Here is a 21,092-nt window from a genome sequence, read left to right as displayed (position 1 = left end):
ACAATTTCAAGATTACCGCTATGATTAAGAAATTATATTTATTTGTAATGGCATGGATGTTTACGATTGCTACGCTTTCGGCGCAAGAAACGTTTAAATTGATGTTTTACAACTTATTAAATTTTCCGCTGGAAGATGCTGTACCCAATAGGATACAGTACTTAGATATTATTATTGACGATTACATACCAGATATATTCATGGTTTGTGAGTTGAATAACCAACAAGGAGCCGATACCATTTTAAGTCTGCTACAATTCTATAATCCCAATTTTCAAAGTGCTACTTTCGAATTTAATACTTCAGATGATAACATAGGAGATCAAAATGATCTTCAACAACTTATCTACTACGATAGTTCTAAGTTTATTCTCGAAAGTCAGACTATTGTAACCACTATTTTTAGAGACTTTAATCACTTTAAATTAAAACTAAATACCAATAATCAAGCTACTAATCCTGTCGTTTTAGACGTTATTGTGTGCCATTTAAAAGCATCCAGCGGTACTGACAATGAAGCATCACGATTACAAATGGTTAGCGATCTCGTAGCATACCTTGATACATTTCCAGTAGAAAGCAATGTGTTACTAGCTGGGGATTTTAATGTGTATACACATACAGAACCTGCATTTCAAGAGCTTATTGATGTTAATAATGTCATTACTTTCATTGATCCTGCAGATCGTATTGGTAGTTGGCATAACAATTCAAGTTTTGTGGATGTGATGACGCAATCTACACGAACCCAAACAGGGCTGGGAGGAACAACAGGTGGTTTTGATGACCGTTTTGATTTTATTATGACTTCCGAATCGTTGTTAACTAACCCAGAATTATCATTTGTTGCCGGGAGTTATGACGTCTATGGAAATAATGCCAATAGTCAATGCTATAACCAGTCAATTAATTCTTCCGACTGTGCAGGTGATGACTATTCCTTTTTTATTAGAGACGCTTTGCACAGTTTTAGTGACCATCTACCTGTTATTCTCGAGTTACAAACAAATCAATCTTTGAGTTTAACTGAAGTTTCATTAGACATAGGCATTTCAATTGTAGACACGAATGCAGTCGATACACAGTTGACAATACGCGTGGAAGAGCGATTACAAAACTCCTTAGTTTTAACTATTTATAATAGTTTAGGACAAGTGATAAAAAGTATAAATGTGAATACTACGTTAATAGATGTAGATACCTCACAATTTTCAAATGGTATCTATTATATTGCAAGTGAGAAATCAAAATTTAATCCTTTAAAATTTATTGTTACACATTGAAATTAAAACACGTTTTATTATTGCTTATATATTTGTGCAGTCACCTCTCTTCACCTGCTCAAAATCAAATTGACGTCAATGCCTCAGTAGATATAGATAATAAAACCATACGTATCACAGAACGTATCAAATATCAAAATGAGAGTAACGACACCTTAACAACGATTTACCTTAATGACTGGAATAATGCATACTCTACCAAGAACACGCCATTAGCACAACGCTTTTCAGAAGAGTTCAACGATAAATTTCATTTGGCAGAAAGTGATCAACGTGGTTATACTGTTGTTACAAGAATTATAGATCAAAAAGGCTCTAATCTTACGTTTTCAAATCTTCAATTACATCCAGATATTATTGAAGTGGAACTACAAAACGCACTGCTCCCAAAAGAAAGCTATGATCTGACTTTAGCCTATGATATCGTTTTACCAGATGACAGTTTTACAGGTTATGGTATAAGTTCAGATAAAAATTTAAATCTAAAATATTGGTATATCACTCCTGCTGTTTACGACGGAAATTGGCAGTATTATAGCAATAAAAACCTTGGAGATCTATACATTCCAAAAGCAAATCTCAACATTGAAATAGAGTTTCCACTAAATTATCAGTTGATTTCAGAATTGAATACTCTGGATGTGAAGCAAACCACAAACAAGCAAACATTTATTCTGAATGGAGAAAACCGTGTGAATACAAATTTAATATTGACAAAATTCTCTGAATTTAAGTTTGTACAAACCGATAATTTCACTATCTACTCAGACCTATCAAGTGAGGGTATTCCTAATGAAGAAAAAGCAATTATAACAGACAAGATTACAAAGTTCATTACGAAACATCTTGGCGAATATCCGCATGAACGCCTTTTAATTACAAAAAACGATTATAAAAAAGATCCTTTATACGGTTTAAATCAACTACCCGATTTTTTATTGCCGTTTTCAGATGTGTTTCAGTATGAATTAAAGCTACTTAAAACATCTTTAAATAATTATTTAGAAAACACCTTGTTGATCAATCCACGAAAAGACTACTGGCTTAGAGATGGAATTCAGATTTATTATTTGATGAAATATGTCGAAATGCATTATCCAGACACTAAACTCTTAGGAAAACTTGCAGAAATTTGGGGCATACGGTCATTTCATGCCGCCGATTTAAAATACAACGACCAATTTACCTTGTTCTACATGCAAATGGCAAGAACAAATCGTGATCAAGCTCTAACAACTTCTAAAGATTCTTTGCTAAAGTTTAATTCTAATATTTCTGGTAAATATAAAGCTGGACTAGGTTTGCGTTACTTAGATGATTTCATTAATGCAGATATTCTCGAATCGACAATTTCAGAGTATTTGAAAAATAACCAAATTAAAATAACAAGTTCTAAAGACTTTGAAACACTACTCAATACACGAACTTCAAAAGACATTGATTGGTTTTTTAAAGAATATGTTGACTCTAGAGTCAAGCTAGATTTTAAAATAAATAAATTAGAAAAAACTGAAGATTCTATAACGTTTGTCATCACAAACAAACGCTACAATAGTATGCCTGTCTCCCTTTTTGAATTAAAAAATGATTCGGTACTATCACAAACTTGGATAGAAAACATCAAGGATACTAAAACGATAACAATACCGAGAAATGGTATTGATAAATTGGTTTTAAATCATGATAATGTGATTCCTGAATTTAATCTCAGAGATAATTACAAATCATTAAGTGGCTCTTTTATTACCAACAAACCATTTCAATTTAGAATTTTTAAAGACATTGAAGATCCCTATTATAATCAGATTTTTATAATGCCGCAGGTAGAATTTAGGAATATTTATGACGGACTAACACTTGGTGCGAAATTTTATAATAAGTCAGTATTAAGAAAACGTCTTAATTATAGGTTTGCTCCTGTTTATGCCACTAAATCTAGATCATTAACTGGTAGCAGTAGTGTCTATTACACTCATTATTTTGATGATATAGATTTATGGAATATCACGTATGGTATTAATGCCAAATACAATTCATTTGCTGAAGATTCATTCGTAACCATATTGACGCCTAGTCTTAATTTTTCCTTTAGAGAAAATGACGATTTCAGATCTGATAAATCACGTTTTTTGAATTTAAGATATGTAAGTATTTCTAGAGACGTTGGTGAAAATGCAATTATTGAAGACCTTGATGAACCCGATTATAGTGTTATAAATTTGAGATATGTCAATACAAACCCTGGTTTGATTGATTTTTATAAGTGGTATTATGATGTTCAGGTTGCCAGTAACTTCGGAAAAGTTGCTATCAATTATGAATACCGCAAGTTATCGCAAAACAACCGTCAGTTTAATTTGCGCTTTTTCGCAGGTACGTTTCTGTATAACAAAACTGACCCTAATTCTGATTACTTTAGTTTTGCTTTAGATCGTCCCACCGATTATCTGTTCGATTATAACTATTTAGGGCGTTCTGAAGATTCCGGTATTTTTAGTCAGCAGATCATCATTGCCGAAGGTGGATTTAAATCGAGACTGGATACACCTTTTGCGAACCAATGGATGACCACAGCTAATGTAAGTACCACCATTTGGAAATACATTGAAGTTTACGGTGACATTGGGTTGGTTAAAAACAAAGGTATTAATCCTGTTTTTCTCTATGATTCTGGAATCAAAATTGATTTAGTTACCGATTTTTTTGAGTTGTATTTCCCTCTTTATTCAAGTCAGGGTTGGGAACTCGGACAAGGCGATTACGACCAAAGAATTAGAATAAAATTCACCCTTGACCCACAAGTTTTGTTTGGGCTTTTCCGAAGAAAATGGTATTAACAGATTCTTAACAAGATCGTCTATTTTTTGTTGATTTTGATAATATCTCTAAAAAAGTAGCATTTTTTTGATATATTCCTAATATTATAACAAAGTTCGACGTTGTACCATAAGTAAAAATTAGTTAAATTTGTAGCTTATAAAATATCGCTATGCCAACAAAAACCAAAGCCACTACAGATATGACTTTTGAAGACTTCAAAAACGAAGTTTTGAACGATTATAAAATTGCTGTGACCAGTAGAGAATGTAGCCTACTAGGGCGACGTGAAGTCCTGACGGGTAAGGCTAAGTTTGGAATCTTTGGTGACGGTAAAGAAATCCCACAATTAGCTTGGGCTAAAGCGTTTAAAAATGGTGATTTTCGCTCTGGCTACTATCGTGATCAAACATTCATGATGGCCATAGACCAACTAAATATCCAACAGTTTTTTGCAGGATTGTATGCACATACTTCAATTGAAGCTGATCCCATGAGTGCTGGTCGTCAAATGGGAGGGCATTTTGGAACTCATAGCCTCGATGAGAATGGCGAATGGAAAAACCTTACCGAACAAAAGAATTCAAGTGCCGATATCTCACCTACTGCTGGTCAAATGCCGAGATTACTTGGTTTAGCTCAAGCCTCAAAAATTTACCGACAAGTAGACAACATAGATACTACAAAGTTTTCAGTTAAAGGAAATGAGATTGCATGGGGAACCATTGGTAATGCGAGTACAAGTGAAGGACTCTTTTTTGAAACTATAAATGCAGCTGGTGTTTTGCAAGTTCCAATGGTCATAAGCATTTGGGATGATGAATACGGGATTTCAGTGCATGCCAAGTATCAAACTACTAAAGAAAATATCTCTGAGATTTTAAAAGGCTTACAGAGAGATGAAGAGAATAAGGGGTATGAAATCCTCAGAGTAAAAGGTTGGGACTATTCGGCGCTTATTGACACCTATCAAAAAGCCGAAAAGATAGCGCGTGAAGAACATGTTCCTGTTATGATACATGTAAATGAATTAACACAACCACAAGGACACTCAACATCAGGATCTCATGAACGTTATAAAAGTAAAGAACGTCTAGAGTGGGAAGTTGAATATGACTGCTTAGCTCAGATGCGCCTTTGGATGATTAGCAATAATATAGCCTCAGAAGAGGAATTAACAGCGGTTGACAAAGACATTAAAAAACAAGTGCGTGAAGGAAAAAAAGCTGCATGGAATGCCTATCTAGCTCCTATTTTAAAAGAACAGACTCAAGCCATTGAATTCATCTCTGCAACTGCAGAAGAAAGTGCTAATAAAGTTTTTATAGTTAAAATTATCAATGAACTTAAAGCCATAAAAGAACCCGTTCGAAAAGATGTGATTTCAGCGGCTCGCAAAACCTTGCGTTATCTGGTTGGAGAAGATTCGAACGAGAAATTAACGCTTCAAAACTGGATTAATAACTACATAACTGAGATGCAACCAAATTATAGTTCGCATTTATATAGCGCATCAAACCAGTCGGTTTTAAACATTTCCGAAGTACCACCAACCTACGATCATGATGCTGAATTAGTGGATGCCAGAGTTGTCCTTAGAGATAATTTTGATGCCATTTTTAACAACTACCCAGAAGCCTTGATATTTGGTGAAGACTCAGGTAATATTGGAGATGTTAACCAAGGCTTAGAAGGTTTACAAGAAAAATACGGTGAGCTTAGAGTTGCTGATGCAGGAATTCGAGAAGCTACAATTTTAGGTCAAGGTATTGGTATGGCTATGCGTGGATTACGTCCGATTGCTGAAATACAATATTTAGATTATCTCTTATATGCGCTGCAAATCATGAGCGATGATTTAGCAACCTTACAGTATCGAACAAAAGGAAAACAAAAAGCGCCATTAATAGTGAGAACACGTGGTCACCGCTTAGAAGGGATTTGGCATTCGGGTTCTCAATTAGGTGGGATTATTAATCTGATTCGTGGTATCCATGTTCTAGTGCCAAGAAACATGACTAAAGCTGCTGGATTCTATAACACACTTTTAGAAAGTGATGAACCTGCATTAATAATAGAATGTTTAAATGGCTATCGTTTAAAAGAAAAAATGCCTAATAATATAGGTGAATTTAAGACACCTCTTGGTGTTGTTGAAACGGTTAAAGAAGGAAGTGATATTACCTTAGTATCCTATGGTTCAACATTAAGAATTGTTGAACAAACCGCTAAAGAACTCCTTGAAGTTGGTATTGATGCAGAAGTCATTGATGTGCAGTCTTTATTGCCTTTTGATCTCAATCATGATATTGTTAAAAGTGTGTCCAAGACCAATCGTTTAATGGTCATTGATGAAGATGTTTCAGGTGGTGCAACTGCTTATATTCTCAATGAAATTGTGAATACACAAAATGCATTTCAGCATTTAGACAGTCAGCCAAAAACCTTAGCTGCACAATCTCATCGCCCTGCCTATGGAACCGATGGTGATTACTTTTCAAAACCCTCAGCAGAGGACATTTTTGAGGCTATTTACGAGGTGATGCATGAAGTGAATCCTTCAGACTTTCCGAAATTAAGATAAATACAATCTATTCAAATTCATAAAAACCTTCCAATAACATGGGAGGTTTTTTTGTTATATTGTGATATTAGCTGACATAAGTCATATATTGTTTATTAAGTAATGTATAACTTTAATATTTACATTCAAACTTTGATTATATGATTACAGAAGAGGTATTAAATTCACTTAAAACCAATACTGACCTTATTGATTATTTAAGGACTCACATAGATGACGACCCAAGTTATAAATCCGCTTTAGATGCTTATGAATACGAACAAGAATTGTTACCGCTTCAAGCAGAACTCGTGGATCTTCAGCGATGGGTACAAAAAGAAAATAAAAAAATAGCTATAATATTTGAAGGCAGAGATGCCTCTGGAAAAGGTGGAACTATAAAACGTTTCAAAGAACACCTCAACCCCAGAGCCATGCGTATTGTAGCCCTAAATAAACCTACTGAAGTTGAAAAAAACCAATGGTATTTTAATCGCTATATCAAAGAGCTGCCCAATGCTGGTGAGATTGTGTTTTTTGATAGAAGCTGGTATAACCGAGCCGTGGTTGAACCTGTAATGGGATTCTGTACCAAACAACAATACAATCGTTTTATGATTCAGGTTCCTGAATTTGAAAATATGTTATATGAATCAGGAACTACAATCATTAAATTCTGGTTTTCCGTATCTAAAGAGGAACAACAACGACGTTTTGAAAAACGCTTAAACAACCCGCTTAAAAAATGGAAATTTAGCCCAGTGGATGAAAAAGGGCAAGAATTATGGGATGATTTTACCACCTATAAAAATCAAATGTTTTCAAGAACACACAACTCATTTTCACCTTGGGTCATTATTAAATCAAATGATAAAAAACGTGCCAGACTCGAAAGTATCAAATACGTTTTAAGTCTGTTTGATTATGACAACAAAGGGAGAAGTTGTAAAACTATATTACCAGATCCAAATATAGTTCAGCGTTATTTCAGAAATACAGTTCAAATCGATTTATAATAATTTCCACCTCCATGATGACCGATAAAAACATCTCCATAATCAATTCAAAAAAAGGACTTGTAGCACTATTGCGCCAAAGCCGTTTAGATACAAAAAGAGCAATTCAAAGCGTTAAATATGAAAAACGTCTTGAGAAACTGCAAGAGGAAATGCTCATTCTCCAGCAGTGGGTAGCTACCAATAATAAAAAAGTCATTATCCTTTTTGAAGGTCGAGATGCTGCAGGAAAAGGTGGTGCTATTAGACGTATTATTCAACATCTTCCCCCTCGTGCTATACGTGTTGTTGCCTTACCTAAACCTAATGAAACAGAAATGGGACAATGGTATTTACAACGGTATATCAATCGCCTACCTAATAATGGTGAAATTGTATTCTTTGACCGGAGCTGGTATAACAGAGCCATTGTAGAACCTGTAAACGGATTTTGTACTAAAAAAGAATATGATATTTTTATGAGTCAGGTCAATGAATTTGAAAACATGATTCAGTCTTCTGGAATTTATTTATTAAAACTGTACTTCTCAATAACTAAAAAAGAACAGGAACGACGATTTAAGGATATTATTAGTTCGCCTATTAAAAAATGGAAATATAGTGAAGTCGACAAAAGAGCGTTAACACTTTGGGATGAATACACCACCTTTAAAGAAGCTATGTTTGAAAAAACTCAAGAAAATGCACCTTGGAAGGTCATAAAGGCCAATCGAAAAACAAATGCTCGCATAAGAGCCTTTGAATACATTCTAAAAAGCATCCCTTATGAAGTGAAAGACATAGAAGCGATTAGGCATAGGTCTTTACGTTCTATTTTTAATGACTAAACACCTCTTTAATTTGTACTCATGATTTTTTTATTACTTATGATTAAACCAATCATATATTAGATGGTCTAATCAAAAAGCCTAATATGAAATCAATTATTCTAGTCCTAATGGGCAGTCTTATGTTTTCTTGTGGAAACGATGAAAACGAAGACTTAATACCTATTACTGAAAATGAAACCCTTAATTTTTCTGATGTACTATCGATTAATTTTGAAAATCTTCCAAACTACAGTAATCAAAGTGTCCCAAATTATATCAATAGGGATAATACAACCTTCGGAAATGATATTACAGATGAAGGTGCAACCCTAGGACGTGTCTTATTCTATGATAATCAATTATCTGTTGATAATAGTATCGCATGTGCTAGTTGCCATAAACAAACTTTCGCTTTTGGTGACAATATGCAGGCCAGTTCTGGCGTAAATGGTGTCACAGGGCGACATTCCATGAGACTGGTGAATGCAAGATTTTCTACTGAAAATCATTTTTTTTGGGATGAGAGAGCGTCCAACCTCGAAACACAAACTACTATGCCAATTCAAGATCATATTGAAATGGGATTTAGCGGTAACGATGGTGATCCTAACTTTAATGACCTTATTTCCAAACTTGAAAACATCGAATACTATCCAGCCTTGTTTAATTTTGCTTTTGGTTCTGAAGAGATTTCAGAAGCCCGAATACAAAATGCCCTAGCTCAATTTGTAAGAAGCATACAATCCTTTGATAGCAAATATGATGCGGGAAGAATACTAGCCATTAATGACGGACAACCCTTTCAGAATTTCACAAACGAAGAAAATTTAGGAAAACAATTGTTTTTGCAGCCTCCAGTCTTTAATAATCAAGGTGCAAGAATCGCTGGAGGAATAGGCTGTGCAGGATGTCATCAAGCACCTGAATTCAGTATTGACCCAAACTCATTAAATAACGGTGTTATTGGTTCAATTAATAGCACAATTCCAGATTTAATTGTGACCCGCTCACCAAGTCTTCGTGATGTCATTAAGACAGATGGGACAGCTAATGGACAATTCATGCATATTGGTGTTAGCACAAATTTAAATACCGTTTTAAGTCATTACAACAGTATTATTTTAGCAGGCAATAACAATCTTGACCCGAGATTAAGTCCAAATGGTATTGGCCAGCAATTAAATCTCACCCAAGTGGAGAGAGACGCTATCATAGCTTTCATTGCTACTTTAGCTGGAAACGAAATCTATACTAATGATAAATGGAGCAGTCCTTTTATTCCATAAAAAGACGAATTGAGACCTATTGGTTTTTTGAAAATCATTAAAATCTCTTACATTTAGGTTTTAAATCTCATTTGAATGTTTCCAGATTTTAATCGTTGGAGCTTACCGTTATTAATTCTTGTTATACAAGGTTTAGTTTTTGTCGTTTTACTTTTGTCAAGATACTTCAGGAAACGACAATTGTCAGACTTATTTTTAGGACTGATACTACTATTGACTTGTTATAGTCAAACCTGCTATACTTTTGGTTTTACAGGCTGGTATGATGAATTTAGAACTACAAAAATTAACTATTTCTTAATTAATACTGGTGTTGCTATTGCACCTTTAATTTATCTGTATATCAAATCTGTAACAGCTTCAAATTTTAAGTTTAAAAAATCATATTGGTGGCATTTTGCCCTTGCTTTTACCTTTATTAATTACCATTTGGGTATTTATATTTATGACGCGTTACAGCCTGGATTTGAAAACATTCAAAATGGTGTCTTAAAAATTGAGCTAGATGAGGCCTATATACAATCTATAGTGGGTTATATTGAAACACCTTTCATACTGGTTTACTTAGCCTTTACATTTCAATTATTTTATAGTTACCGAAAAAAGATTATTCAATATTTCTCAAATACCTACAAACTCGAGTTGAATTGGATATTGAGCTTTTTAATACTGTTTAGCTTACTCTTTCTTTATGGTACAATTCAGGATATCATAGGTTCTACGTATATGGACTTAGGCTATGAGCAACGTTGGTGGCTTAATTTCTTGACAGCAATAATCACTTTATACGCCGGTATCAAAGGCTATTTTACAGATACTACAAAACTTAATAAACTAGATTTTAGCTTTTCACCTAAGACTATCGGAATTCCTGAAGAAACTGATAAAATTGATTCAAAACCTTATTCAGAATCAGAGTTAGAAAGCGTAACGCAGTTAATGGAAATAGAAAAAGCCTATCTAAACCCAGAACTCAATCTTTCCGATTTGGCTAAAATGGCAAAACTAACACGTGGACAACTTTCTGAAGTCATCAATTCTGGCTTTGGTAAAAATTTTAATGATTTTGTTAATGAATACCGAGTTGAAGCATGTAAAACCATGCTTAAAGCAGACAAACATCAGCAACTCTCTTTATTGGGTATCGCTCAAGAATGTGGCTTTAATAGCAAAGCGACCTTCAATCGTGTGTTTAAAAAATTGACAAACTCTTCTCCTACTGAGTATTTAAAAACGCAGCTAAATTAAGACGTCTCAAATCGTATTTAAGACACTCTAATACCTTTTAAGTCGTTCACTCAATCTTGTTATCGCAAATTTGAATCACAAACAAATAAAACATGATAACAATGACCAGACTGAAATCTATTTTAAAATCAGTAATTACACCCGTAATACAAAAGCAGTGGTTAGCTGACGCCTTTTTAGCAATTCCAAGGATTTCTTGTGGCTTATGGTTAACCGCTGTGTTTGGTGCTGATAAATTTGGTATGCCATGGACAGCAGACAGTCAAAATCTCAATCTATTTGAGGTCTCCGCGTGGTTTCCAGAAGATGTTGCTAACTATGGTGGTATTTTTTCTTCCGCCCCAGTATTCTTTGCGTGGATGGGTGCTTTTAGCGAAGCTGTAGGTGGATTATTTTTATTACTCGGACTCAAAACGCGTTTGGCAGCATTCTTAATCATATGCACAATGTTGGTTGCCATCTTTATGCAAAAATGGAATGAAGGCCTTTGGGCAATGTTACCTGCTATCGGATTTCTGTGGGTCGCTATATATAGTCTAATCTTAGGATCTGGTCGCTTCGGACTAGATTATCTAATCAATAAAACATTAAAATAATATAACTATGAAAACACCAATTATGACTCTTATTACAATACTGATAGCATTTACATTAACTGCTCAAGATTCCCTACATATTACAGATTTCGATATGTTAAACAATACAAGTTGGAAGGGGCAACTGACTTATAAAGATTACCAATCTAATGAACTTAAGACCATTCCTTCCACTTTACAAATTCAAATAAAAGGTGACAGAATTACGACAAACATTCAATATACCTATGAGCCACAAAAAAACAATAAATCTACTGTGAAAATTAAAAAAAATGGCACCTATTTCGGAAATGAAAAAATTATTGAAAATAGTTACACCGATGGTTTGAGAAGATTTGTGACTACTTTCAAGGGTCGTGATAATGGAATGAGTGCAACCATGTTTATCATTCACGAATTCAATGAAACCAATTATAAGGTAATTAAAGAAGTACAATTAGATTCTAATGATGAACGCTTTATTAGAAATACTTATGAATTTACTAAAATTATAAAATAATTTGTCTAGACTTATGCCATAATTGTGGTGATACAATGCACCGAGGATGAAAAAAAATTACAAACAGCAACCTATATTGATGTGCCAAAAACCAAATAAATTTATCAAAACTAAAGAGAATAAAAATCAAATTATTCATCTCTTCAACTAAACAATATTGTTTTTATCGTCAAAATCCATCACAGGTGTGATGGATTTTTTATATTTAACTAAATTGACGCCATCATGCATTCAAAACAAGACAAACAACGATTAAGAGGAAATATATTTAGACATCTTGATGGTATTGCAACAGCTACTTCAGCCTATGCACTATATAAAAAAGGTGTTTTAGATTATTTGTTAGAACAGAAAAAAGCAGACCTCACGGTGTTATCATCAAAGTTTATTGCTAATGAAGGTTATCTTAATATTGCCTTAAGAGTATTATCCTCGCAAGGTTGGCTAACCCAACATTTAGACAATAAAAGTAATTCAGTTTCATATGAAATAAATTCAAGAAGCAAAACTGCTTTTGAACTCGTCCCGCTTTATGAAGAAGTCGTGAACTTACTCAAGTATTCTGTGAAATTGGCTCATGAGCCTATTGGTATTGATGCGTTTACTGTTTTAGAACGCATATTTAAATCATATGAATCACACTACGGAATGGATGTTTCCAATGAAGCATCAGTCGCCTATCAAGTACTCAAACATATTGAAGGTGTGGTAGTCGCTCCTATTATTGTGCGATTAGGCATGAATGGTTTGTTTCATAAATATTTTATGGAAGCCTCATTTACAGCGGAAGAATATCACAAAAACCCAGAAAGTTTTAAAAAAATTCTAGATTTCTTTGCTCATTTAGGTTGGTTCATCAAAAAAAAGAATACCTATCAATTTACAGATGATGGTTTATTCTTTGCAAAACGTGCTAGTGCATACGGTGTGACTGTCTCTTATTTACCAACCTTTATTCAATTAGAGGAATTGATCTTCGGAAATGCAAAAATTTTAAAAACTGAGTCCGCAGATGAAACGGAAAAACATGTGCATCGTGAAATGAATGTTTGGGGAAGCGGTGGCGCACATTCCACTTATTTCAAAGTAATCGATGAAGTGATTATTAAATTATTTAATAAGCCTATTGAGCAACAACCTAAAGGCATATTAGATATGGGATGTGGTAATGGTGCTTTTATTCAACATATATTTGACGTCATTGAATATCAAACACGTCGGGGCAAAATGTTAGATGAACACCCTTTGCTGTTAGTAGGAGCCGATTTTAATCAAGCAGCACTTAAAGTCACACGTGCCAATTTAATAAAAGCTGATATATGGGCCAAAGTTATTTGGGGTGATATTGGTCGTCCCGATATTTTAGCCAAAGACCTTAAAGAAGATTATAATATTGAACTTAAAGACTTGCTCAACGTGCGCACCTTTTTAGATCATAACCGAATTTGGGAAGCACCACAAACCGCAACAAATCATATCAGTGATTCAACAGGAGCTTATGCTAGTTCTGGCAAACGCTTAAGCAATAATACTGTTGAGCACTCCTTATTAGAGCATCTCAAAAAATGGAAACCTTATGTTGAACGTTTCGGTTTACTCATGATAGAGCTACATACCGTTGACCCTAAAATTGTGGCTCAAAACCTTGGAAAAACTGCAGCGACAGCATATGATGCAACGCATGGGTATAGCGATCAATACATCTTAGAGGTTGATGTTTTTAATAAATTAGCACAAGAAGCAGGTTTACATCCTGATCCGAATTATTTTTCTAAATTTCCAAATAATGACCTAGCAACTGTTAGTGTCAATCTTTTAAAGGGTAACTAACTAATATATTATATAATGAAAACAAATTATACAGGTTTAGCCTTATTGTTCTTACGAGTCGGATTTGGCGGCTTTATGTTAACGCATGGAATCCCAAAGATTAGTATGCTTTCAGATCCTTCACAATTTGGAGATCCGATTGGTGTGGGAACTACAGCTTCTTTAATTTTATGCTTAGTGGGAGAAGTTATTGCTCCTCTACTTCTCATTATCGGTTACAAAACCAAATTAGCGGCCATTCCCGCAGCCATTACTATGATAGTCGCTGCATTTATTGTACATGCTAAAGATGATTTAGGAACCAAAGAAAAGGCCATATTGTACCTCGTTGCTTTTGTGGTGATGTTCTTAGCTGGTGCAGGTAAATATTCTATTGATGGTATGAAAAAATGATGGAAAAAGACAGTCCTTTAATTACACGAGATTGGTTAGCTATTGAACGCACCAAACTTGCTAATGAACGTACTTTTCTTGCCTATTTTAGAACTTTCCTAGTGATCTTAGGAACTGGAGTTACTATTTTAAAACTGGAATTCTTCTCAGATCTAAAGTCCTACGGTATTATTCTTATTATTGTTTCGGCTGTTCTATTAATTATAGGTCTTTATCGATTGATTTCTGTAAGAAAGACCATTAGGAAACATTATGATTTATAACAGCAAAACAAATCTATGACCAATAGTCGTAGTGTTTGGCATGAGTTGACTTGTGTTTGTCGAAATAAGTTGCGCTAAAAGCAGTTGTTCACGAGTTTAGCATAAACTTTAAAAAACGAATATTATGAAATCAAAAATTTCAATATTACTCATAACGCTGCTTTTGTTGAGCTCTTGTATTGTCAAATCCATTCAACCATTCTATACCAAAACAACAATACTTTATAATGAGCAAATTTTAGGTGATTTTACAGATAATGACAAAGGAGAATGGCAAATTGTATCTTTCAAAACTACGTGGGAAAGGGAAAATAATGATCCAACAAAACTAGTGCCTGAAGATTTAAAAACATTTGAAAGATATCAAGACGGATACATAGTAAAATATATTAAAAAAAATAATGAAGCACTCTTTATTGCCATGCCATTTAAAGTAGATGACCATATTTTTCTTGACTTTACACCCTTTGAATATGAAGATGACGGACTTAATCCATTAGTTGCTCAACATCTTTTAAAAACACATTCGGTCTCTAAAGTTGATATCAATAGTGATGGTTCTTTAAAGTTGTCATGGTTATCAGAAGACGCGGTGGGACCATTGTTTACAGAGAATAAAATCCGGTTAAAACATGAAAGAATTGGACTTGATGAAGATCTCATTTTAACAGCTAGTAGTGAAGAGTTACATGATTTTTTGCGAAAATTCGTCCGCTCAAATATCGAAAACAAATGGGATAAAGATGATATCTTTCAATTAACACCTAAAGATGCAAAACCATAGTTTAAGTTACACATTGAAATCGTCCAATTACCACAGACCACTAATTTTTAATAGTTTGCTGTGGTTGTTGGCATTTGTAATTTTGATCTTTGTGTTTTCAAAAGGAAAAGCACCTATAACCATTGATTATATTTACACCGTTGGTTTCTTGATATTTATGACCATACCCGTAAGTATCAATTTTTACCTCTTAATGCCTAAGTTGTTGAAACATGAAAAATATCCTTGGTATGCTTTAGCTTTTGTAATAAACCTCATTGTATTTGCTAATATTACGTTATGGCTGTTTCAGTCCGTTTTAGATTGGTTATTTCCAGATTATTTTTTTATTTCTTATGTATCTAAAGGCAACCTTTATATAACATTTACGATTTTTTTAATTAGTACGACCTTATTAAAACTTGCCGAAGATTGGTTTTATTTTAATAAGTCGCAAAATAAACTTCTTAAAGTAAAAGCATTGCAAGTAGAAACGCAATTGTCATCCCTGCGTTCTCAAATCAATCCGCACTTTTTATTCAATTCATTAAATGTGATTTATGCTCTGGCACTCGAACAAAAGAAGGAAACCACTAAAGCCATTGTGGAACTTTCTGATATCTTGCGTTACGTCATCTACGATTCTGACAAAGAACGTGTGACACTCGCCAATGAAATCACTCTAATACAAAATTATATCGCTTTTCAGAATTATAGAGTAGATACTAAAAATTGTATTACTCTGGATATAAATATTGACAACCCACAATTTAAAATTTATCCCATGCTTATATTACCACTCATAGAAAACAGCTTCAAATACGGTTTATCTCCAACGGAAAACCCAGCTCCAATTGAGGTCAAAATAACTCAAAAATCAAATCACCTTGAGTTTCAAATTAACAATGCTAATCTACATACTAAGAACGCCATTGATGAAGCCCATTCAGGGGTTGGATTGGAAAACCTGAAAAATAACTTAAATTTAGTGTATCCAAATCAACATGAGCTTATAATAAATGATGACAAAGAAAGTTTCAAGGTAACCATGATAATTAATGATGACTTATAACGCGAATACACTAATTAGTTGCATAATTATTGATGACGAGCTATCATCACAAAAGGTATTACAACATTTTGTAGGAGATACTGAAGTTTTAGATTTAAAGGCAATATGCAGCAATGCTGCAGATGCCTTTAAATATTTAAAACTTCATGGGCAAGTAGACCTCTTATTTTTAGACATCAATATGCCAAAGCAATCTGGACTTGATTTTTATATGAGTCTGAAACACCCACCCTTGGTTATTTTTACAACAGCATATCCGCAATATGCTGTCGACGGATTTGAAGTTAACGCCATTGATTATTTATTAAAACCTTTTGCTTATGATAGATTTTTAACCGCTATTCATAAAGTAATGCAAGTCCTAGATAAAAAGACTTCTCTTGATGATTTTATTGTTTTAAAAGAAAACAAAATCCTTCATAAAGTCTATTATAAAGACATTCAGTTTCTAGAAGCTTTTGGCGATTACGTCAAAGTGATTTTAAAAGATAAAACCATTCTCACCCATAGTACATTTTCAAAACTTATTGAAAGTTTACCTAACAACTTTTTAAGAATCCATAAATCATATAGCATTAACTTAAAGCGTTTGAATCATCTTTCTGGAAATCAAATAAGTATCGATGAGCATACCTTGCCTATTGGTCAAACCTATAAGCAAAGCGTTTTAAAAGCTCTAAATGTCTGAGATCGTCTACTATTTAGTATCTTGAGCGTCATTATTTAAACTTACTAAAACTTGTTTATGAAAGCTGTTTCAGTTGTAACCATTAGAAAAGAACTCAAGCATAAAACCAATGCAGAATTGGCAGAACTTTGCTTACGTTTATCACGTTTCAAAAAGGAAAACAAAGAGCTACTTACCTATTTACTATTCGAAGCCGACAGTGAAGATGGTTACATAGAAACTGTGAAATCTGAAATAGACGAACAATTTGAAGACATCAATACCAACAGTTTTTTTTATATTAAAAAGAGTGTTCGTAAAATCCTACGAAATACTAAAAAGTACATTCGCTATTCGTTGAACAAAGAGACTGAAGTTGAACTCCTCCTCTACTTTTGCATGAAACTAGCACATATGACACCTTCCATAAGGCGCAATACAACGCTTACTAATTTGTTTGACCGCAATATGGAGGCTATTGATAAAAAAGTATTAAAGTTACATGAAGATTTACAATACGATTATCAGGTTAAAATTGAGGATTTAAGAAACGGATAAACTTCATAATATATTCACGTATTTCAAAACTAAACGCGTTTACTCGCAAAGCACTTTAGATGTTTCTCTGTCTTGTTTTCTTTTGCTAAATTAGATGCAAAAGCCATTTATCCAATTACGCTGCTATGACCGTTAACGAGATCAAACAAATCATTACTAGAAACAAACACGATATAGCGTTTGTAATTGGTAATGAATCAACCGCTATCCTAACAATCCAAACGCATTATCTTGGGATGATTTACTCATGCAACTTTGGGATAAAGTATCATTGCAAACACTTACCAAAAAACCTAATGGCATTTCGTCTACTGAATTTTATGATGTCTTAGAACTTGAAAATACACGGGATCTCAATTTGCAAAAAGAAGTAACAAAAATAATGAATCATTGGGCGCCATTTAAACATCACCAATTGATTATTGATAAGATAAGGACACTTAATGCACCTATACTCACGACCAATTTTGAAGAAACTTTTGCGCGTACTTTTGATTATCAATTACTACGAACAGATTCTAAAGGTTTCACCGATTTTTACCCATGGACAACCTATCATGGTGAGGCATCATTCGAACTTCCTACACAAGGCTTTGGGCTTTGGTATATAAATGGGATGATCCACTATCATAGAAGTATCCGCTTAGGTCTTAGTCATTACATGGGTAGTGTAGAACGTGCTAGAAACCTACTGCACAAAGGCAATGAAGAACGCCTGTTTTCAGAAAAAAACAGTGAGCGCTGGTCGGGTTATAAAACCTGGCTTCATATCATTTTTAATAAATCCTTATTTATATTTGGCCTTGGACTTGAAGAAAACGAAACATTTTTGAGGTGGCTCTTAATTGAACGTATCAAATATTTTAAAATCTACCCAGATCGCAGACATAAAGGTTGGTACATACACAAACCTAGTAATAATGGTTTGGACGAAGGAAAAAAATTCTTTTTAGAACGCGTTGGCTTCGAAGTGATAGAAGTAGATGATTATGCAGATATTTATGAACATATCTGGACATAAATAATTTTATTATTAATTTAATAAATTCAAATAAAGACCTAATAAACAGATGTGTTACGATATTAAAGCAAGCTTAGAAGCCCAATTAAGTCGCGCAAGACGACGAGGAGATCTTATGGCTATTGCTGAGATTGAAGAAAAATTAGTGCCATATACAGATCTACCGCTACATCACGCATCTGGATTTAGCCATCCTGAGCTACTCATCTATACCGATAGTTCGCCTGAATTTCCTGAAGTTGCAACTTGGGGATTAGTGCCACATTGGGTTCGTGATGAGGAACAACTCAAGAAACTATGGAATAATACACTAAATGCTCGAGGTGAAACCATTTTTAAAAAACCCTCCTTTAGAGATGCAGCGAAACATCAAAGATGCATTATATATATAGACGGATTCTATGAACATCATCATTTTAATAATAAAACGTATCCGTTTTACATTCATAAAAAAGATAATGAACCAATTGCCTTAGCTGGTTTATGGAGTAAATGGATTAACCCCGAAACAGGTGGACACATAAAAACTTTTACTATTGTTACGACAGAAGGAAATATGATGATGAGCAAAATTCATAATAATCCTAAAATAAAGGGTCCAAGAATGCCATTAATACTGCACAAAAATCTAGAAGATAAATGGCTAGATTCCATTGAGAACCAATCAGATATTAAGACCCTTCAGGGATTAATTCGTGCCTACCCCGAAGATGAATTACAAGCGCATACTGTTAGAAAATTAAGAGGCAAAGATTACATGGGCAACGTCGCGGAAATTGCCGAACCTTTTAACTATAATGATTTAGAGTTTTAGCAGTTTAAAATACTCTATGGAAATATCTTATCAAAATACAAGAGTTATCTCCTTTTTGTTATCTTAGCGCGAATACTTAACGAACCTTTCATAAATCCTATACTAACATACTGCATATGAATATAAAAGTCAAAGACTTGATGGTGGAATCAGTGATTACCACAATGTCTCATAAAACCGTTGGACATGCGCAATCCATCATGACTAAAAATAAAATAAAGTCCATTCCTGTTATTGATGGTGAAAAGAATATCAAAGGGATTATCACTTCTACCGACATGCTAGAAGACACCTCAGAGAATACTCCCGTAAGCCATGTGATGACTAAAAGCGTCTATACGATTCCTCCTTATTCAGATGTAAGTGTTGCGGCTAGAGTGATGCGCAATCATCATATCAATCATATCGTCGTTGCCGATGAACAGAAAATTGTTGGTGTTCTCAGTGCTCATGACCTGCTGCAACTTGTAGAAGATCATCGCTTTACGATGAAAAATCAACCGACGCCTTCTAAAAAGAAAAGTAAGCGCGAATAAGACTTGATAATTTTCACGCATTAAAAATCCTTACTAAAAGCTCTTTTAATAAATCTCCTTGTGGAATAGCGTTACTATTTACGCCTTTGCCTTTGACATCAAATTCGCGCAATGTAGATATGACTATACTCACTTTGCGCATCGGAAAGTTGCGTGCTGCAGCAACATATTCATTGACAAAATAAGGATTGATCCTGAGTGCTGAAGCCACACTTCTTGGATTTTTATCATGTAATCCGTGATAGTGTAGCAATTGTGAAAAGAAATTAAAAAGCAAGGATATGGTAACTACCATAGGATTATCTTTCGGATTATCTGCAAAATAGTTAATAATCCTAAATGCTTTTTCTGTATTGCGTTCACCAATGGCTTTACGTAACTCAAAATTATTGAAGTCTTTACTAATACCAATATTCTCTTCAATATGATCGGCATTAATTTGTGTGCCTTCTGGAAGTATAATTTTTAGCTTTTCAAGTTCATTATTAATTTTACTTAAATCGGTTCCTAGAAATTCTACCAGCATTTGAGCTGCCTTTGGTGAAATGGCATAGTTTTGCCCTGACAACACACGTCGAATCCAATCTGCTACTTGATTTTCATAAAGCTTTTTAGACTCAAAAACAACACCCGATTTCTTTAAGGTCTTGTAGAGCGCTTTTCGTTTGTCTATTTTTTTATACTTGTAGTTTACAACTAATACTGTAGTGGGCTGAGGGTTTTCAGCATAACTGGCTAACTTTTCAATAGTACGCGATAGATCTTGAGCCTCTTTTACAATCACCACCTGACGTTCCGCCATCATTGGATATCGCTTAGCATTACCGACGATATCATCAATAGACACGTCGCGACCGTATAACACCATTTGATTAAATCCTTTTTCTTCTTCAGCGAGTACATTGTTCTGAATATAATCAGAAATAGCATCAATATAATAGGGCTCCTCTCCCATCAAAAAGTAAATGGGTTTAATCGTACCACTTTTAATATCCTTAACTATTTGTTTTACGTCGTCCAAACTGTGAAATTTTCAATTTCTATAATGTAAAATCCAA

Annotated in this window: 20 protein-coding genes; 19 read left to right on the top strand and 1 reads right to left on the bottom strand. The window is 34.0% G+C overall.

Annotation, left to right across the window (positions count from 1 at the left end; genetic code table 11):
* The first annotated feature begins 20 nt into the window (after positions 1-20).
* The 19 genes from BLT57_RS08215 (at position 21) to BLT57_RS08125 (ending at position 20,034) form a co-directional block, all read left to right on the top strand.
* Positions 21-1,283 (top strand): T9SS type A sorting domain-containing protein, encoded by a 1,263-nt coding sequence (locus BLT57_RS08215; protein WP_091424738.1) that lies wholly within the window; start codon positions 21-23, stop codon positions 1,281-1,283.
* Positions 1,280-4,120: a metalloprotease gene (locus BLT57_RS08210; protein ID WP_091424734.1), complete on the top strand. Its 2,841-nt coding sequence runs from the start codon at positions 1,280-1,282 to the stop codon at positions 4,118-4,120. Before BLT57_RS08215 ends, BLT57_RS08210 begins: the two co-directional genes overlap by 4 nt.
* A 152-nt stretch (positions 4,121-4,272) precedes the next feature.
* Complete coding sequence (locus BLT57_RS08205; protein ID WP_091424730.1) at positions 4,273-6,684, top strand: thiamine pyrophosphate-dependent enzyme; 2,412 nt, start codon at positions 4,273-4,275, stop codon at positions 6,682-6,684.
* A 140-nt stretch (positions 6,685-6,824) separates the two neighbouring features.
* A complete protein-coding gene (gene ppk2, locus BLT57_RS08200; protein WP_091424727.1) occupies positions 6,825-7,679 on the top strand; it encodes a polyphosphate kinase 2 in 855 nt (284 codons plus the stop codon).
* A gap of 14 nt (positions 7,680-7,693) precedes the next feature.
* Complete coding sequence (gene ppk2 / locus BLT57_RS08195) at positions 7,694-8,506, top strand: polyphosphate kinase 2 (RefSeq protein WP_091424726.1); 813 nt, start codon at positions 7,694-7,696, stop codon at positions 8,504-8,506.
* A gap of 86 nt (positions 8,507-8,592) precedes the next feature.
* The gene (locus tag BLT57_RS08190) at positions 8,593-9,774 is read left to right on the top strand and encodes a cytochrome-c peroxidase (protein ID WP_091424723.1); all 1,182 of its coding nucleotides are present in this window, start codon (positions 8,593-8,595) and stop codon (positions 9,772-9,774) included.
* Between the two features lie 75 nt (positions 9,775-9,849).
* Positions 9,850-11,022, top strand: a complete 1,173-nt coding sequence (locus tag BLT57_RS08185; protein WP_091424720.1) for an AraC family transcriptional regulator — start codon at positions 9,850-9,852, stop codon at positions 11,020-11,022.
* Between the two features lie 101 nt (positions 11,023-11,123).
* Positions 11,124-11,618 carry a DoxX family protein gene (locus BLT57_RS08180; RefSeq protein ID WP_091424718.1) on the top strand — a complete coding sequence of 165 codons (495 nt, stop codon included), beginning with the start codon at positions 11,124-11,126 and terminating at the stop codon, positions 11,616-11,618.
* A gap of 7 nt (positions 11,619-11,625) precedes the next feature.
* Entirely contained in the window at positions 11,626-12,117 is a 492-nt protein-coding gene (locus tag BLT57_RS08175) for a hypothetical protein (RefSeq protein WP_091424715.1), read from the top strand.
* Positions 12,118-12,342: 225 nt separating this feature from the next.
* Positions 12,343-13,947, top strand: coding sequence for a class I SAM-dependent methyltransferase (locus tag BLT57_RS08170; RefSeq protein WP_091424712.1), 1,605 nt, complete (start codon positions 12,343-12,345; stop codon positions 13,945-13,947).
* Positions 13,948-13,962: 15 nt separating this feature from the next.
* Positions 13,963-14,340: a DoxX family protein gene (locus tag BLT57_RS08165; protein ID WP_091424709.1), complete on the top strand. Its 378-nt coding sequence runs from the start codon at positions 13,963-13,965 to the stop codon at positions 14,338-14,340.
* On the top strand, positions 14,340-14,603 hold the full coding sequence (locus BLT57_RS08160) for a DUF202 domain-containing protein (protein ID WP_091424705.1): 264 nt from the start codon (positions 14,340-14,342) through the stop codon (positions 14,601-14,603). The genes BLT57_RS08165 and BLT57_RS08160 overlap by 1 nt, the downstream gene beginning before the upstream one ends.
* Before the next feature lie 124 nt (positions 14,604-14,727).
* Positions 14,728-15,387: a hypothetical protein gene (locus BLT57_RS08155; protein WP_091424702.1), complete on the top strand. Its 660-nt coding sequence runs from the start codon at positions 14,728-14,730 to the stop codon at positions 15,385-15,387.
* A complete protein-coding gene (locus tag BLT57_RS08150; RefSeq protein ID WP_091424699.1) occupies positions 15,374-16,438 on the top strand; it encodes a sensor histidine kinase in 1,065 nt (354 codons plus the stop codon). The genes BLT57_RS08155 and BLT57_RS08150 overlap by 14 nt, the downstream gene beginning before the upstream one ends.
* Positions 16,425-17,126, top strand: a complete 702-nt coding sequence (locus tag BLT57_RS08145; protein ID WP_091424697.1) for a LytTR family DNA-binding domain-containing protein — start codon at positions 16,425-16,427, stop codon at positions 17,124-17,126. The genes BLT57_RS08150 and BLT57_RS08145 overlap by 14 nt, the downstream gene beginning before the upstream one ends.
* 57 nt (positions 17,127-17,183) lie before the next feature.
* A complete protein-coding gene (locus BLT57_RS08140; protein WP_091424694.1) occupies positions 17,184-17,663 on the top strand; it encodes a hypothetical protein in 480 nt (159 codons plus the stop codon).
* Positions 17,664-17,910: 247 nt separating this feature from the next.
* A complete protein-coding gene (locus tag BLT57_RS08135) occupies positions 17,911-18,684 on the top strand; it encodes a hypothetical protein (RefSeq protein WP_197675467.1) in 774 nt (257 codons plus the stop codon).
* Between the two features lie 49 nt (positions 18,685-18,733).
* Entirely contained in the window at positions 18,734-19,498 is a 765-nt protein-coding gene (locus tag BLT57_RS08130; RefSeq protein ID WP_091424691.1) for an SOS response-associated peptidase, read from the top strand.
* A gap of 140 nt (positions 19,499-19,638) precedes the next feature.
* Positions 19,639-20,034 carry a cyclic nucleotide-binding/CBS domain-containing protein gene (locus BLT57_RS08125; RefSeq protein ID WP_172827439.1) on the top strand — a complete coding sequence of 132 codons (396 nt, stop codon included), beginning with the start codon at positions 19,639-19,641 and terminating at the stop codon, positions 20,032-20,034.
* A 13-nt stretch (positions 20,035-20,047) separates the two neighbouring features.
* Here BLT57_RS08125 and holA read toward each other — a convergent pair whose 3' ends face one another.
* On the bottom strand, positions 20,048-21,055 hold the full coding sequence (holA, locus tag BLT57_RS08120) for a DNA polymerase III subunit delta (protein WP_091424686.1): 1,008 nt from the start codon (positions 21,053-21,055) through the stop codon (positions 20,048-20,050).
* Positions 21,056-21,092 lie beyond the last annotated feature (37 nt).

Origin of the sequence: Formosa sp. Hel1_31_208 (assembly GCF_900104785.1) — a bacterium.
In the GTDB taxonomy this organism is placed as follows: Bacteria; Bacteroidota; Bacteroidia; order Flavobacteriales; family Flavobacteriaceae; genus Psychroserpens.
This window is presented reverse-complemented; position numbering and strand designations above follow the sequence as displayed.